The organism is Paenibacillus phytohabitans, from assembly GCF_013141775.1.
In the GTDB taxonomy this organism is placed as follows: Bacteria; Bacillota; Bacilli; order Paenibacillales; family Paenibacillaceae; genus Paenibacillus_AQ; species Paenibacillus_AQ phytohabitans.
The window spans coordinates 1-14,581 of the sequence record NZ_WHOB01000068.1; the positions used below are offsets into that span (position 1 = coordinate 1).

Here is a 14,581-nt window from a genome sequence, read left to right on the forward strand (position 1 = left end):
GTTGTGGCTGTGGTAACTACAACTTTAGGGGGAACCGATTTGTTTGTGAAGGGTTATTTTTCCATATCTACTCATGTCAGGTTTGGTGCAAGTGTACTGCACTTTCGGCGGGATTAGAGGGATTTATCCCTTTCTTTTCCCCTTTCCGCCCACTTTCGGCGGGGATTAGAGGGATTTATCCCCTTCATTTCCCCATTCCACCCGCTTCCGGCGGGATTAGTGGGATTTATCCCTTTCTTTTACTCCTTCCGCTGACATCCGGCGGGATTAGTGGGATTTATCCCTTTCTTTTACTCTTTCCGCCCACTTCCGGCGGGTTCAGAGAAATACAGCAATAGTTTCTCAATAGTTTCTATATAGTCTCTATATAGTCTCTATATTTGAATTCAGGGATAGACTCCTGATCCTATCCTATTCACACTTTATAATTGAGAGGCAGGGATGGTTCGATGCTAACGCCTACGATTGCTGAGCTGCAGCTGCTGCTGGCGGCAGTACCCGCTGCGTATAACCGTTTCACTCCAGAGGAAGCCGCCGCACCGCGTCCGGGAGGCAAATGGTCCTGTTTGCAACTACTTGGACATTTATGCGATTCGGCGATCAACAATCTCACCCGGTTTATCAAGGTCCAGTACGAACCGCAGCCCCTGCAGCTGGCTTATTATGACCAGAATGAATGGATGTCTGCCCAGCAGTATGCCTCGGCTCCGCATGAAGAAGTGCTGACCCTATGGATCAGCCTGAATCAGTCGGTCCTGCGCGCAGTTTCACGCCTGTCTGCTGAGCAGCTGGCACTCCTCTTCCTGCGGAATGATGGCACTACGGTCACCCTGCAATGGCTGGTTGAGGACTACGTGGATCACATGAAGCATCACTTGCGGCAAATGCTCCCGGACCAGGACTGAGATAGCCCAGCGAAAAATAACCCTAACCAGTAAGAAGTAGCTTTGCCGTCCTTTAATAAGGACGGTCCATTCCAGCGGGAAATAGAAGGAGAAGTAATCGTGTGTACCTTATACATTCTTGAATTTCAACAAAGACGCCCGTGTTCCCCCACCTACTGAGGAGAACACGGGCGTCTAATATCTCACTTAAATGCAAAGCGGAGCACTACAGCATACTACGCCCCCTTTTCTTGCCGTACTTCCATCCTTTCCACCACCGCAGCCAAGCCTATCTGCCACTTATCTCGCGCACAGCTCCAGCAGCTTCCCGGCATCCAGCGCCGAGGTAGACGGCAGCAGCAGGTCAGCCGCGCCCAGCTGCGCCGCGCTGCCAATGCCTACGGCCTTCATGCCCGCCGCCTTGATCGCGGCGACCCCTGCGGCCGCATCCTCCACGCCGATGCAGTTGCCCGGCGCGGCCCCAAGCAGCTCCGCCGCCTTGAGGAAGATCTCCGGGTCGGGCTTGCCCTTCCGGAGCGCAGCCGGGTCGGCGACCGCCTGGAACCAATGGGCTGCGCCGAGGCGCTCCAGAATCTGCGGCGCATTTAGGCTGGCCGAGGCCAGCCCTGCAGAGATCCCCCGCTCACGCAGGGAATCCAGCAGCTCAGGAATCCCCGGCAGCAGGTCAGCCGGGGTGATACGGCCGATCATCCCCTTGTAATGATCGTTCTTCTTCTCCGCCAGCCGGAGCTTCTCGGCTTCAGGCAGCAGCGCAAGTCCGCTGCCCGTAAGCATGATCTCCAGCGATTCCATCCGGCTGACCCCTTTCAGCCGTTCATTCTTCTCGCGGCTGAAGGGAATACCCAGCTCATCGGCGAGTGCCTGCCAGGCCAGATAATGATATTCAGCTGAATCGGTAATGACGCCGTCCAGATCGAAGATTACCGCCTGAAGCCGGCCCGCAAGCGAAATCTTCACCGGCTCCTGCGGAAGCAGCTGCAGCAGCTGATCCTTATGCCGGATCTTAAGACCCGTGCCGGCCAGCAGCGTATATACGGCATCCTCACGATCAACGAATATATCCAGGAGCTGCCCGCGCACGGTGATCTTGAAGCGGTAGCTCTCCCACTGCTCCGGCAGGGCCGGATCAAAGCTCAGCTGACCTTCATACAGCCGCAACCCTCCAAAACCGTTCACGATCGACATCCACGAGCCGGCCATCGCTGCCATATGCAGCCCGTCCTTGACGTTGCGGTTAATGTCATCAAGATCCATCCGCACGGTGCGGTCGAAGTAGGCATATGCCCCGGTTAAATCGCCGATCTCAGCAGACATGATGCTGTGAATACAAGGCGACAAGGAGGAGTCGTGGGTGGTAAGCGGCTCATAATAATGATAGTTGCGGATTTTATCCGCCAGGCTGAACTTGTTCCCGAGCAGGAACATAGCCATCACGAGATCCGCCTGTTTCAGCACCTGGTGGCGGTAGATTACCAGCGGATGATAATTCAGCAGCAGCGGATATTTATCAGCCGGGGTGTTCTCGAAATCCCATTTCTGCTTCGTCAGAAACGTATCATCCTGGGCATAAATGCCAAGATTATCGTCAAAAGGAATGAACATCCTTCCGGCGGCTTCCCTCCAGCCCTCAGCTTCTTCCATGGATAACCCTATGGCCCGCCGCAGGCGCTCATAGTCAGCAGGATATTCCTCCTGCAGAAGCAGGGCGGTCTCATAGGCATACATGAATTGGTCCTGAACCATGAGATTGGTGTAGGCATTGTTATTCACAATCGCCGTATATTCGTCCGGTCCAGTCACAGCATCAATGCAGAAGGCACCTCCGCGCGCGGGGTTGTAGTGACCGAGATCGGCCCAGAAGCGCGAGGTCTCAAACAGAATCTCTGCCCCTTGGGCAACCAGAAATTCCGTGTCGCCCGTTGCCAGCACGTATTGCTTCAGCCCGTAGGCAATATCGGCATTGATATGGGCCTGGGCGGTCCCGGCAGGGAAGTAGGCGGAGTTCTCCTCGCCGTCAATTGTCCGCCATGGATACAGCGCCCCCTTCTGGGACATGACCGCCGCACGCTCCCGCGCCTTGCCGAGCGTAGCATAGCGGAATTCCAGCAGTGCCCGGCTGACTTCAGGCTGGGTGAAGGTGAAGAACGGCAGCATGTACATTTCCGTATCCCAGAAATAATGGCCTTCATAGCCTTCTCCGGTTAAGCCTTTGGCTCCGATATTGGTCGCGCCGTCCCGGCCTGCCGATTGCAGCAGCTGAAAAGCATTAAAGCGAATACCCTGCTGCAGCGCCGGGTCGCCCTTGATTTCCACATCCGTATGCGCCCAGAAGGTATCCAGATATTCCTGCTGCTCCCCGGCCAGACCGGTGAATCCAAGCTCTCCGGCCATCTCCAGCACCCTGTCACTCCGGCCCTGCAGCTCCTCCTCCACGTAATCCTTGGAGGTGTGATAGGTTATATATTTGGTGAGTCTTACGGTCTCACTGCTGCGCACCGCTGCGGCATAACACACGGATATCCGCTGTCCGATCAGCTGGTGGCTCATCTCGCGGCCGGACTTTGCCTGCAGCGCATGGCTGACTGCAGTCAGCAGCGCAAACCGCGTATGCCGTGTCCGCTGCTTCATCCACAGCTTGCGGGCAGCAGCATCGTAGCCGGTATCCTCCAGCAGCAGGCTGGGCTCGGCACTGCCTGCGCCCAGCCGCGGATCATCCGTGGCCTCCGGCCGCCGGATCTCGCCGTCCACGGCAGATTCAAACTTCAGCGTGCCGGAGAAGTTCAGCGCGGTCACTGCATAGTCGATTGCGGCCAGATGCTTGTGCGCAAGCGACACCATCCGGCGGATCTCCAGCAGCACCCGGTGGCCGGCAGGAGATTCCCACTCCACCTCCCGGTGCAGAATACCGCTCTGCATATCAAGCCGGCGCTCATACCGGTGCACCTTCCCTTGGTCCAGCCGGAAATCATGTCCTTCAATACTTAGTTCGATCAGACGCGCATCAGTCACATTCAGCATCGCCTGATTCCGGGAAGGGAACCCGAAGGCCCCTTCGGGATAGACAATCGGCTCCGAATCATAGAATCCGTTCAGATAGTTCCCGGCTACGGAAGTGCCCGCCTTGCCATGGTAGCCTTCCTCGAAATTACCGCGCATACCGATATATCCGTTGCCGAGCGCGAATACGCTCTCGCTCCGCTGATTATACTCATCCTCGTAGTGTTCCTCACCGAGACTCCACTCGCGGTAAGGATATAATGCCGGCGGATGTTCATAGGGCTTCATCTTCATCTCTATATTCTCCTCCTGATTGCGAATTTCTTCTGACCGCCGCATCGGATCTCCGGGGGACAGACCTCCGCTCTTTACATTGCCGCCGGAAATGGCGGTACTCCTGTACACCCGGCACCTGCTGCTGAGCGAAGGGCTCAGCCTTTCACCGAACCTCCCATCAGACCTCTGACGAAATACTTTTGCAGCAGGAAGAAGATTGCCAGCGGCATCAGCATTGAGATAAATGCAGCCGAAGTCAGCAAATGCCAGTCATTGCCGCGTGAGCCGACCAGATCGGCGATCTTCATGGACATCACCTGCACCGACGGCTGGTTGCCGATGAAGATCAGCGATACCAGATAATCATTCCATACCCAGAGGAACTGGAAGATTCCGATGGAGGCGAGCGCAGGGACAGAGAGCGGCAGAATCAGTCTGCTGAAAATGGTAAAGTGGCTGGCGCCGTCAATGAAGGCCGATTCAAACAGATCCTTCGGCAGCTGGCTGATGAAGTTATACATGAAGTACGTAACCAGCGGCAGGCCGAAGGCCGTGTGCGCCAGCCAGATTCCGAGATAACTGCCGTTGAGCCCCAGCGACGTATAATCCTTCAGTACCGGAATTAGCGCAACCTGTATCGGAATGACCAGCATCGCGATAATGATGACGAACAGTGTTTTGCGTCCAGGGAAGCGTAACCAGGCGAAGGCGTATGCGGCAAAAGAGGCGATCAGCACCGGAATCACCGTAGCCGGTACGGCAATCGTCAGCGTATTCCAGAACGCCTGCGATAAACCGCTGCCCTTCTGCACCGTCTCACTGCCATCGGCTTCCTTAAGCTTGTATTCCTTGCCGGACAGTACATTCTTATAATTATCAAGCGTCAGGTCAGGCGTAGTCTTCCAGCCCTGCTCCTGCATATTGACCGTGCGCGCTCTGCGGTTCTCCCAGATCAGGCGGCTGTCATCCGCCTTCACGCCCGCCTTGAGCTGATCATCACTGTAGGTTTTGCCGTTCACCTCAATCGGCTGCCGCAGATCGACATCCTTGGACAGCTGCAGCGTTTCGCCGGCCTTCCATTCCTGATGGGGGAAGACCTTCCACCAGCCGGTATGCAGAATATCCGCAGCCGGACGGAAGGAGGAAGCAAAGAGCCCGAACGTCGGCAGAATCCAGATGAAGCAGATGACGCCCAGTATCAGGTTAACAACGGTTTTGCTGCTTTTTCTTTTCTTTTTGCCGACCATTAGAATCCCCCCTGCTTGCGGAACTGACGCAGATTAATAAGAATAACAGGCAATACCGCGATCAGGAGTACGATAGCCAGTGTTGAGCCGTAACCGAAGTTGCGGTACATGAAGAATTGCCGGTAGAACTGTGTCGCTACTACTTCTGTATCGTATTGACCTCCCGTCATCACCATGACGACGTCAAATATTTTCAATGTAAAGACAATAATGGTTGTGGTTACCGTCAGAATGGTCGAGGAGATAAACGGAATCATGATACCGAAAAAAATCTTCACCTCACCGGCGCCATCCACCCGTGCGGCTTCCAGAATATCGTCAGGAACACCTTTGATCGCTGCAGAGAAGATGACCATGGCAAACCCCGTCTGCATCCAGATCAGGATAATAATGAGGAAGAAATTATTCCAGGGCTGCAGCATACTCGTCCAGGCCTGCGGTTCGCCGCCGAAATAGGTTACGATCGCATTCAGCAGTCCGATCTGCTCATCGCCCGGCTGATAATAATAGACAAACTTCCAGATCACGCCTGCGGCAACAAAGGATATGGCCATCGGCATGAAAATAATCGATTTGGCGATACGTTCATAACTGCTGCGGTCGGCAAGGATGGCAATGAGCAGCCCGAAGCATACACAGGCCAGCGTCCCCACAAACACCCAGAGCAGATTGTTGCGCAGTGCGGTTGCCATCAGATGGTCGCTGAAGATTGCAGCATAGTTGCTGAGTCCGACGAACTTCTCCGAAGAAGCATTGAAGAAGCTTAAGTACAGGGTCCGCAGCGCAGGCAGGATTAGCAGCCAGCCGAGAATAATAACCGCGGGTCCGACGAATACGTAGGGCAGCACTTTCCTGCGGATACGGTCGGGATATTGCTCAACCGCCCAGGTCAGAGTGTAATAGATCAGATATACACCCAGTACGCCCCACAGCACGGCAAGCACCGCAGTTAGCAGCGGATTAAGCGTAGAATCGCGGAAAAACAAGAAGATCAGCCCGTTGATCACAATGTTAGCGAGCAGCACCCCCAGCGATAAAAGCACCGCCCGGCCGCTGATTCTCTGCTTGGCCTGCGTACCTGGGGCACTGGCCTCCGGCTTTATTTGTGCATCCATATCAGTTCCTCCTAATAAGTTTTGCGCAGCAAAACTCTCTACATAAGCATTCTTTAACAAGTGGAAACGGCTTTGCCGTCCTTATAAGGACGGTATCGTTTCAGCGAGAAATAGAAGGATAAATTATGGTGTGAAACATATAAATTCTTATATTTCAAGAAAAAGAGGGGCAGGATTCATCACTGCTGCCCTGCCCCTCTTCATCAATTGCGTCCCCCTAAGTCCCGCTCACACGCTCCTTAGTTGTTCCAGCCGGACTGGATCTGCTCCAGCGCCTGATCCAGAGTAGCCGTTCCGCTCACATAGTCAGTCATGCCCTTCCAGAACGTGCCTGCACCCACCTTGCCCGGCATCAGGTCAGAGCCGTCAAACCGCAGGGTTGAAGCATCCTGCACCAGCTGCGCCATCCGGCGGTCCGATTCGGACTGGTACCAGTCCAGCGGGGCATCATTCATTGGCGCCACTACGCCGCCGGATTGTACCCAGCTCTTGATCGATTCACCGGTAGTGAAGAATTCCATGACTGCACGTACTTCAGGACGGTCATTGAACATCGCGTAGATATCGCCTGCTACAAGAACCGGCTTGCCGTATTGCTCATCAATCGGCGGGAGGTAGAACCAGTCATAATCTACATCAACCTTGGCGGTTTCCGGGAAGAAGCTCGTAATGAAGTTCCCCATCAGGTTGAACCAGGCTTTGGGAGGATTCTCGAACATTGGTTTCGGAGCATCCCCGAAAGCCGTGGTTACGATGGATTTAGCGCCGCCGTATACATAATCCTTGTTCAGCCAGATTTTGGACATCACATCTACTGCATTCTTCACTTCAGGAGAAGTGAACGGCAGTTCTCCAGCTACCCACTTGTCATAGTTCTCAGGAGTTGTGGTACGCAGCATAATGTTCTCTACCCAGTCGGTGGCTGCCCAGCCGGTAGCCGCGCCGCTCTCAATACCGATAGCCCAGGCAGGATCACCGTCTTTGGCAATTTGCTCTGTCAGCGCCATCATCTCATCCCAAGTCTGCGGAACCGTGTATCCGGCATCATCGAATTGCTTCTTCGGATACCAGACCAGACTCTTCACATTGCTGCGGTTCCAGATCCCGGCCATAATCTTGCCGTCTTTACCGTCCATGGTGGACATATCCAGCCAGCTCTTATTGTAATTGGCTGTCAGCTTCTCCTGATCCAGCACCCCGGTCAGATCGACTACCTTTCCGGTCTTCGCAATGGAAGCCAGGAGGCCCGGCTGCGGGAAGTCAGCGATATCCGGAGCATTGCCGCCGTCGACACGGATATTAATCGTAGCTTCGAATTCCTTGGAGCCTTCATATTGAATATCAATGCCGGTTTTTTCTTCAAACTCTTTGATGCTGCTCTCAAATTTCACCTGGTCGGCGTCCACAAACGGGCCGAACATCGTTACCTTAGTCCCTTTATATTCACCTTTCATCGCTAAGTCCAGCGGGCTGCCGTCAGCTGTAGCCTCCGCATTATTTGTCGATTCCTGGTTGTTATCTGCTGCTGTTGCTGCTGGAGCTTCTGTTGCCGCCGGGGCTGCCGTCGGTGCCGCATTATTGTTATTCCCGCCGCATCCGCTGAGCATCATGGTGAAGGATAAACACAGCACCATAGCGAGTGACAGTTTACGTCCTGGAGCTTTCTTCATTGTTTCATACATCCCCTTTAATTGTTTTTAGAGACTGCATTAGGTCAGCTTAATTCCCGGAATGGCTACCGGCTGAGCACTGTATCACCTCCTTGCAAAGCTTTTCAGAGTATGATAATTTGTACAGTTTAATGTCAGAGATTCCTGAGTCAGCAACATCGATATAGCGCTTACATTTACATAATATCACATACTGAATGCGTTTCCAATACTGTAAATTCATCTTTTCCTGCGTTTTATTCTTAATTTGTGATATTCCTGCACATGTCTACCTCTGGAAACCGTATTTCTAGCGGATTTCCGTGTAAACTAACCATATTAACTTACATTAATCTGCTGAACCCCTGTGAAAAGCTTTTCAAATTTAGATAAAGAGACCGCTCTGCCCCTCCACAACCCAGGCAGCAGCGCTTCAATCCTGCCCGCAAGCAGGTTTCATTTCTCACGCGAGGATTCTCTTACAACCAGCTTATGCTCCATCTTTTCTTTCATGACAGCCACAGAGCCGGTCGTTAATAACTCATGCAGCTTCTCCGCAGCCCGGTAACCCAGCTGATAAATCGGCTGTGCGATCGTTGTCAGCTTCGGAATGAACATGCCGGACATCCGCAGATTGTCGAAACCGATTACCGACACCTGACCCGGCACCAGAATATTGCGGTCCTTCAGATAAGAGATCGTTCCCATGGCGAACTCATCGGCTACACAGAATACAGCAGTCAGCTCCGGATAGTCACTGAACAGCTCATGCGATGCCTGATACGCCTGTTCAAAGCGGTGATTGGCGTATTTGACCTTCTCCACATTGCGTTCCAGACCGAATTCCTTGAGCGCTCTGACGAATCCGGCAACACGCGGCGGCCCGGACACCGAGTTATCATGATTGAAGCCGATCATTCCGATCTCCTGGTGACCCAGCTCAATCAGGAATTTCACCGCATCATACGCTGCCTTCTCATCATCGACCTCCACCGAAGCCACCTCATACTCATCGGAATGGGAAGAGACCAGCACGAACGGAATTCTGCAGCCTACCAGCTTCTCATAATACTCCGGGTACAGCACATCACTGGCGAACACGACTCCGTCCACCTGCTTCTCATGGAAGGTATCGATATAAGACAGCGTCCGCTCCTTGTCACGGTCTGTATTGCAGATCATCAGACTGTAGCCGAGCTTAATGCAGGCATCCTGCATCCCCCGGATCACCCCTGCGAAATACAGGTTCTCAATATCGGGAATAAGCAGGCCCAGTGTAAAAGATTTCTTGTAAATCAAACCGCGCGCAAACGCATTAGGCTGATACTTCAGCGCTTCTATGGCTTCCATCACCCGGCTGCGTTTACTCTCAACTACCGTGTCCGGCGCATTCATTACACGGGAAACCGTGCTGATGGATACACCGGCCATCTTGGCTACATCTCTGATTGTTGGCTTCATAGCTCTGACTTCCTTTTTATAAAGATAAGAGTTTATATGCTTACGCAATAAATGTTCCTTATCTTTCTCGCTGAAACGGATACCTGAGCCGATATGTACTATCGCTGCTCCGGAGGCATCGGCTTTCCTGAAGCACAGCGTAGCCGTTTCTATTTAGAAAAGCTTTTCAAAGCGATTATAGCAAGGCTCCCGTAAATTGGCAAGATCTTTGTTATGCGCTTACATTAAACTTCACATGGGAGGCTTTTCTGATGATTAATTCCCGTTATGCTGTTCACCGGTTGCGGATTATGCCTGTTTGGCTATTGGACAACGCCCATTTTTTAATCACTCCCGTCCATCTGAAAAGCTTCTCAATTCACTGCTGTCCCTTACTCCCTAACTCTGAAGAACATATGTAGCTATAGCACATTAATCGCTGTACCTATATGGAGTGAACTTATGTATATGGATCTAACTTGCTGAACAACGCCTGCTTATCTGTTGAGAGTAGCGAGTGTGGAATGCCGCACCGCAATGAGTGTTCGCTTTAGTCGCACAAAATGCAGTTAGATAAACCGCACTTAAGACAACAACCATTCAAATTACCGGTCAGTCACTGCGGAACTGGCGGAGCACGTCAATGCCTTACATGATTCTCCGGCGGCAGAGTGGAGACTTCTGCGGTAGAGTGGAGACTTCTTAGGAAGCACTTAAGCTACTTTAGCTACTTTAGCTACTTTAGCTACTTTAGACACTGCAGAACTGCAGACACTGTAGACGCTACAGACACTGCAGAACTGCAGACACTTTAGACACTGCAGACATAAATGTTGTACGTTTTACAACTTTGATTGATGGATAGCCAGGTGATCGGGCGTATTGTTGTATGAAATACAACAATAATCCTGCTGAGCCGCTTGAACAAGGTGAAATGTTGCCTTTTGTACAACAATTTTGGATTAGGACCGATAGGAGAGGAGAAATGTTGTATTTGGTGCAGGATTTTTTAATAAGTTACTGGATCTCTGCCACGGAGGCGGATTAAATCGGGAGATTCCTGTGTCAACGGTAGCCGCCTAGAAGTTCAAATAATCACAGAATAAAGGCTTAGTTAGGATTGGTTTTATGTTGGAACTTATGTTGGAGTTTATGTTGGAGTTTTATGGTGAAATCTTGAGTTCAGTCTAGACAATGCTTAGGATAAGGGGCCGTCGCAGCCAGCCTGCAGATCAAGCAATGAGCCCGGTGCTGATCCGGTACTAATCCGTTACTGATCCGGAAGAATACCGGATCAAACGATATAGATTCTTCATCTGCAATATCCTTTCATCCGTAATATCCCTTCATCCGTAATATCCCTTCATCTGCAATATCCCTCCATCCGTAATATCCCTCCATCTGCAAATCCCTCCATCCGTAATATCCCTCCATCCGTAATATCCCCTCTTCCTCCACACCGCTTACTTAAAGTGTGTAAATAATATTATTTCATGTTATAATTGGCGGGTAGATCAATCTATAGCTGCAAATACTGCTTACTGATGCTGAAGCATCTATTATAGGAGGGATTATGGTGAAGCAATTGCACGACATTCCGTTCTCCGTGCTGGATTTAGCCCCTATTCGCGAGGGCGGAACAGCGGCGGATTCATTTCATAACACACTTGATTTAGCACGTCATGCCGAAGAATGGGGATACCACCGTTACTGGCTGGCGGAGCATCATAATATGCCCGGCATTGCCAGCTCTGCCACGTCCCTTGTGATTGGACATGTAGCTGGAGGAACCAAGCGTATCCGCGTAGGCTCGGGAGGCATCATGCTCTCCAACCATGCACCGCTTGTTATCGCCGAGCAGTTCGGCACGCTGGAGTCCTTATATCCCGGACGCATCGATCTTGGCCTCGGCCGGGCCCCCGGCTCCGACCAGGCGGCTGCCAGAGCGCTGCGCCGTGGTCTTGGCAGCGACGGCAGCGAATTCCCCGAGCAGCTCAGCGAGCTCCGGGCTTATTTCGACGCTAACGGGGCGGGCGGCCGCCCGCTAGGTGTACGCGCCGTTCCCGGCGAAGGACTGAATATTCCGATCTGGCTGCTTGGCTCCAGCGGCTTCAGTGCCCAGCTTGCGGGCCAGCTCGGTCTGCCGTTTGCTTTTGCCAGCCACTTTGCACCGGATTACCTGCTGCCGGCACTGCATTTGTACCGCAGCAGCTTCAAGCCTTCCGCTGTGCTCGATAAGCCCCATGTCATGATCGGACTGGGAATAACCGCCGCAGATACGGTGGAGGAAGCGCGCAGACTGGCTACCTCACAGCAGCAGCAATTCCTGAATATCATCCGCGGCCGTACCGGCAAGCTCCAGCCTCCGGTGGACAGCCTGGATGGAATCTGGACACCGCAGGAGAAAGCCATGCTGCTAAGCAAACAACAATATTCCATTGCCGGCGATCCTTCGCTAATCAAAGAACGGCTGCTGGAGATTCTCGAGGAGACGGCTGCCGACGAGTGGATTATTGCATCACAGATTTATGATCACTCCGCACGCCTGCACTCTTATAAGCTGGTATCCGAGCTGCTGCAGGAGCAATAAACCGATACCGCCCATCAAATACCCGGCCCATTTAACTACACACGGAGAGATCCGTGCCTGTAGCTTAAATGGGCTATTTGTATGCAAGAAACACCGCTAGTCTCTTCATTTACAGATTAACAATGATCCGTTCTCTATAAAATACTACGTATTTAGTAATATACGGAGAAATAATGAGTGAACAGCAGTAAACTGTAGAAAACAAATTATAATGTGAATTAAACCTCCATTTATACCTCATTTAGACCGATTTCAATGTTTTTATTTATCTTTAAATTTGATTATACTGTAGTTATTCGTTATAACGAACAAATGCATAATTGCATTCTTCGGGTTCGTTCTATCGGGTACTATCGACCTGTTTCGTAGTGGTTCTATATAAAACCACTTTATTCGACATAACATGCGTAATAAGCATGAATTGCGGCGAATCATGGCTGGAAACTGCAGAATTAGGCGGTTATAGGCTAGGAAATACGGGTTGTAAGCGGACGAGTGAACTAGAAATAGAGTAAAGATGACTTCCCAGAAGAGAGGGGCGGGAATGTGAAAAAGAGCTATCGCGCGTCCTTGCTAGGCGCTTATATTCTAGTTGTTCTGGCTGGTGTCGTATGGCATGCCGGAGGGGCCAGCGCCGAGGACACGATTAAGCTGACCGTGAATTCGCATACGACCAGCACTGCGACCATGAACAACATGCAGCCGGGAGATACTATGGCTTCAGACTATACGGTGATCAACGACGGAAATGACCCGTTTGATTATTCTGTAGACTTCAAATTCCTCTCCGGGGACGCAGAATTGTACAAAATCCTGCAAATGACCCTGCAAAAAGAGGGAGTAATCATCTATACAGGGGTAATGAGCGAGGCAGAAGGCCGGGTGACTATCGGCTCGCTTGAGGGCGCTGCGCAAGAGGCCATCCAGATGGATGTGTTATTCCCGCCTGAAGCCGGCAATGAATTTCAGGGGAAGACGGTGAGCGTAGCCTTTGAATTCACCGCCACGGCAGATCCTGCGCCGACAGCTGAGCCAACAGCAACGCCGATACCGACTGCTACACCAGACCCTACAGCTGAGCCTACGGCAACGCCAGTACCGACTGCGACACCAGACCCTACAGTTGGGCCTACGGGAGAACCGACTGCTACGGCAACGCCGGAATCCACAATCGGACCAGGCAGCACACCAACAGCAACACCGGCTCCGACGGATCTGCCATCCAGCAGCACGGCACCTGCCCTAACGCCATCTCCTTCACCAACCGCTGCGGCAACACCGGCAGTTGATGAGGTAGCTGTAAGTGAAGCACCGGTACCGCTGGGCGGCGGGGATAACAATGGAGGCAGCGGCCCGTCTGCTACACCAGACGCCGGAGCTGTCACCGCCGGCAGTACACCAGCGCCTTCACCGGATAACGGGGTAACCCTTACCGATGACGAGCTTCCGCTCGCCGGACCGGATGAGGACGGCAAGCTGCCGGATACTGCTGAACCTTGGTACAATCTGATTCTGGCCAGCATGGCCGTAGCCATCATTAGCTTGATCGCCATCCGCAAGCTGGGATCGAAGAAATAATATTACACAGAAGGCTGGAGGAGAGAGTATGAAGAAGCATTCCGGTATATCCTTAGCCGTGAAGCTGATCTTCATACTCTCTTTATGCGTTATGCTGTATTCGGCTGTACAGATCTTCAAAGCGCCTGCAGAAGCCAGGGAAGCCCTGCAAACCTGGGAGAAAAAGAGGGAGGAAGCCCAGCTCCCCGTGGCAACAGAGGAAGAAACTCCGCTGCCTGACGGTATGATCAGCACCCCAGCAGAACAAGGCGGCGTCAACCCCGCATATACGGAGGGGGAGGTGATTGGAGAGATCTATTTTCCAAAGCTGGACAAACGCGTGGCTATTCTGGAGGGGACGGGACGGACAGCCCTAAAAAAAGGGGCAGGGCATGACGAAGGGAGTGCAGCCATAGGCTCCCCCGGCAACAGCGTACTGGCAGGACATCGCGACACAGTGTTCCGGAGCCTTGGGGATCTGGAGGTGTCCGATATCATTGAACTCGAAACGGCGGAGGGGAAGTTCACCTATGAGATCACAGGGAGCAGGATTGTAGACGCAGAAGCACGGGGAGCGATTAAGCCAAGCGAAGAAGCTGTCCTTACCCTGATCACCTGTTATCCCTTCTCCTACGTTGGTTCAGCTCCTGACCGCTATCTGCTCTCGGCCAGGCTGATTGCAAGCAAGCCGCTGGTACGGCAGCCGTAAGCAGACATTTCTCTCTTCGGAAGTCCGCACGGGGATGAGACCTCTGGCGGATCGTGATAATATAGACATACGAAGATGAAGAGGAGATGACCTGAA

10 protein-coding genes are annotated in these 14,581 nt (G+C 52.5%); 5 read left to right on the forward strand and 5 right to left on the reverse strand.

Annotated features, from left to right (window positions below; all coding sequences use genetic code 11):
- Window positions 1–449: 449 nt before the first annotated feature.
- On the forward strand, window positions 450–905 hold the full coding sequence (locus GC101_RS22655) for a DinB family protein (protein ID WP_171719123.1): 456 nt from the start codon (window positions 450–452) through the stop codon (window positions 903–905).
- A gap of 279 nt (window positions 906–1,184) precedes the next feature.
- Here the strand turns inward: GC101_RS22655 and pgmB are convergent, their stop codons facing one another.
- The 5 genes from pgmB to GC101_RS22680 form a co-directional block, all read right to left on the reverse strand.
- Window positions 1,185–4,307: a beta-phosphoglucomutase gene (pgmB, locus tag GC101_RS22660; protein WP_343049810.1), complete on the reverse strand. Its 3,123-nt coding sequence runs from the start codon at window positions 4,305–4,307 to the stop codon at window positions 1,185–1,187.
- Window positions 4,308–4,333: 26 nt separating this feature from the next.
- The gene (locus GC101_RS22665) at window positions 4,334–5,425 is read right to left on the reverse strand and encodes a carbohydrate ABC transporter permease (RefSeq protein WP_039304866.1); all 1,092 of its coding nucleotides are present in this window, start codon (window positions 5,423–5,425) and stop codon (window positions 4,334–4,336) included.
- Window positions 5,425–6,540 (reverse strand): carbohydrate ABC transporter permease, encoded by a 1,116-nt coding sequence (locus GC101_RS22670; RefSeq protein ID WP_171719124.1) that lies wholly within the window; start codon window positions 6,538–6,540, stop codon window positions 5,425–5,427. The genes GC101_RS22665 and GC101_RS22670 overlap by 1 nt, the downstream gene beginning before the upstream one ends.
- Window positions 6,541–6,779: 239 nt before the next feature.
- A complete protein-coding gene (locus GC101_RS22675; protein WP_171719125.1) occupies window positions 6,780–8,210 on the reverse strand; it encodes an ABC transporter substrate-binding protein in 1,431 nt (476 codons plus the stop codon).
- Between the two features lie 435 nt (window positions 8,211–8,645).
- Window positions 8,646–9,650, reverse strand: a complete 1,005-nt coding sequence (locus GC101_RS22680) for a LacI family DNA-binding transcriptional regulator (protein WP_171719126.1) — start codon at window positions 9,648–9,650, stop codon at window positions 8,646–8,648.
- Between the two features lie 868 nt (window positions 9,651–10,518).
- Here GC101_RS22680 and GC101_RS22685 point away from each other — a divergent pair.
- The 4 genes from GC101_RS22685 to GC101_RS22700 all read left to right on the forward strand — a co-directional run bounded on the left by GC101_RS22685 (window position 10,519) and on the right by GC101_RS22700 (window position 14,485).
- Window positions 10,519–10,677, forward strand: coding sequence for a hypothetical protein (locus GC101_RS22685; RefSeq protein WP_160311834.1), 159 nt, complete (start codon window positions 10,519–10,521; stop codon window positions 10,675–10,677).
- Between the two features lie 525 nt (window positions 10,678–11,202).
- A complete protein-coding gene (locus GC101_RS22690) occupies window positions 11,203–12,219 on the forward strand; it encodes an LLM class flavin-dependent oxidoreductase (RefSeq protein WP_171719127.1) in 1,017 nt (338 codons plus the stop codon).
- 546 nt (window positions 12,220–12,765) lie between these two features.
- Complete coding sequence (locus GC101_RS22695; RefSeq protein WP_171719128.1) at window positions 12,766–13,797, forward strand: hypothetical protein; 1,032 nt, start codon at window positions 12,766–12,768, stop codon at window positions 13,795–13,797.
- A 28-nt stretch (window positions 13,798–13,825) separates the two neighbouring features.
- Complete coding sequence (locus GC101_RS22700) at window positions 13,826–14,485, forward strand: class D sortase (RefSeq protein ID WP_171719129.1); 660 nt, start codon at window positions 13,826–13,828, stop codon at window positions 14,483–14,485.
- Window positions 14,486–14,581 lie beyond the last annotated feature (96 nt).

Coding starts and splice junctions, on each gene's coding strand:
- GC101_RS22655 (WP_171719123.1), top strand. CDS start 450: ATGCTAACGCCTACGATTGCTGAGCTGCAGCTGCTGCTGGCGGCAGTA.
- GC101_RS22700 (WP_171719129.1), top strand. CDS start 13,826: ATGAAGAAGCATTCCGGTATATCCTTAGCCGTGAAGCTGATCTTCATA.
- GC101_RS22685 (WP_160311834.1), top strand. CDS start 10,519: ATGAAATACAACAATAATCCTGCTGAGCCGCTTGAACAAGGTGAAATG.
- GC101_RS22680 (WP_171719126.1), bottom strand. CDS start 9,650: ATGAAGCCAACAATCAGAGATGTAGCCAAGATGGCCGGTGTATCCATC.
- GC101_RS22690 (WP_171719127.1), top strand. CDS start 11,203: ATGGTGAAGCAATTGCACGACATTCCGTTCTCCGTGCTGGATTTAGCC.
- GC101_RS22670 (WP_171719124.1), bottom strand. CDS start 6,540: ATGGATGCACAAATAAAGCCGGAGGCCAGTGCCCCAGGTACGCAGGCC.
- GC101_RS22675 (WP_171719125.1), bottom strand. CDS start 8,210: ATGAAGAAAGCTCCAGGACGTAAACTGTCACTCGCTATGGTGCTGTGT.
- GC101_RS22665 (WP_039304866.1), bottom strand. CDS start 5,425: ATGGTCGGCAAAAAGAAAAGAAAAAGCAGCAAAACCGTTGTTAACCTG.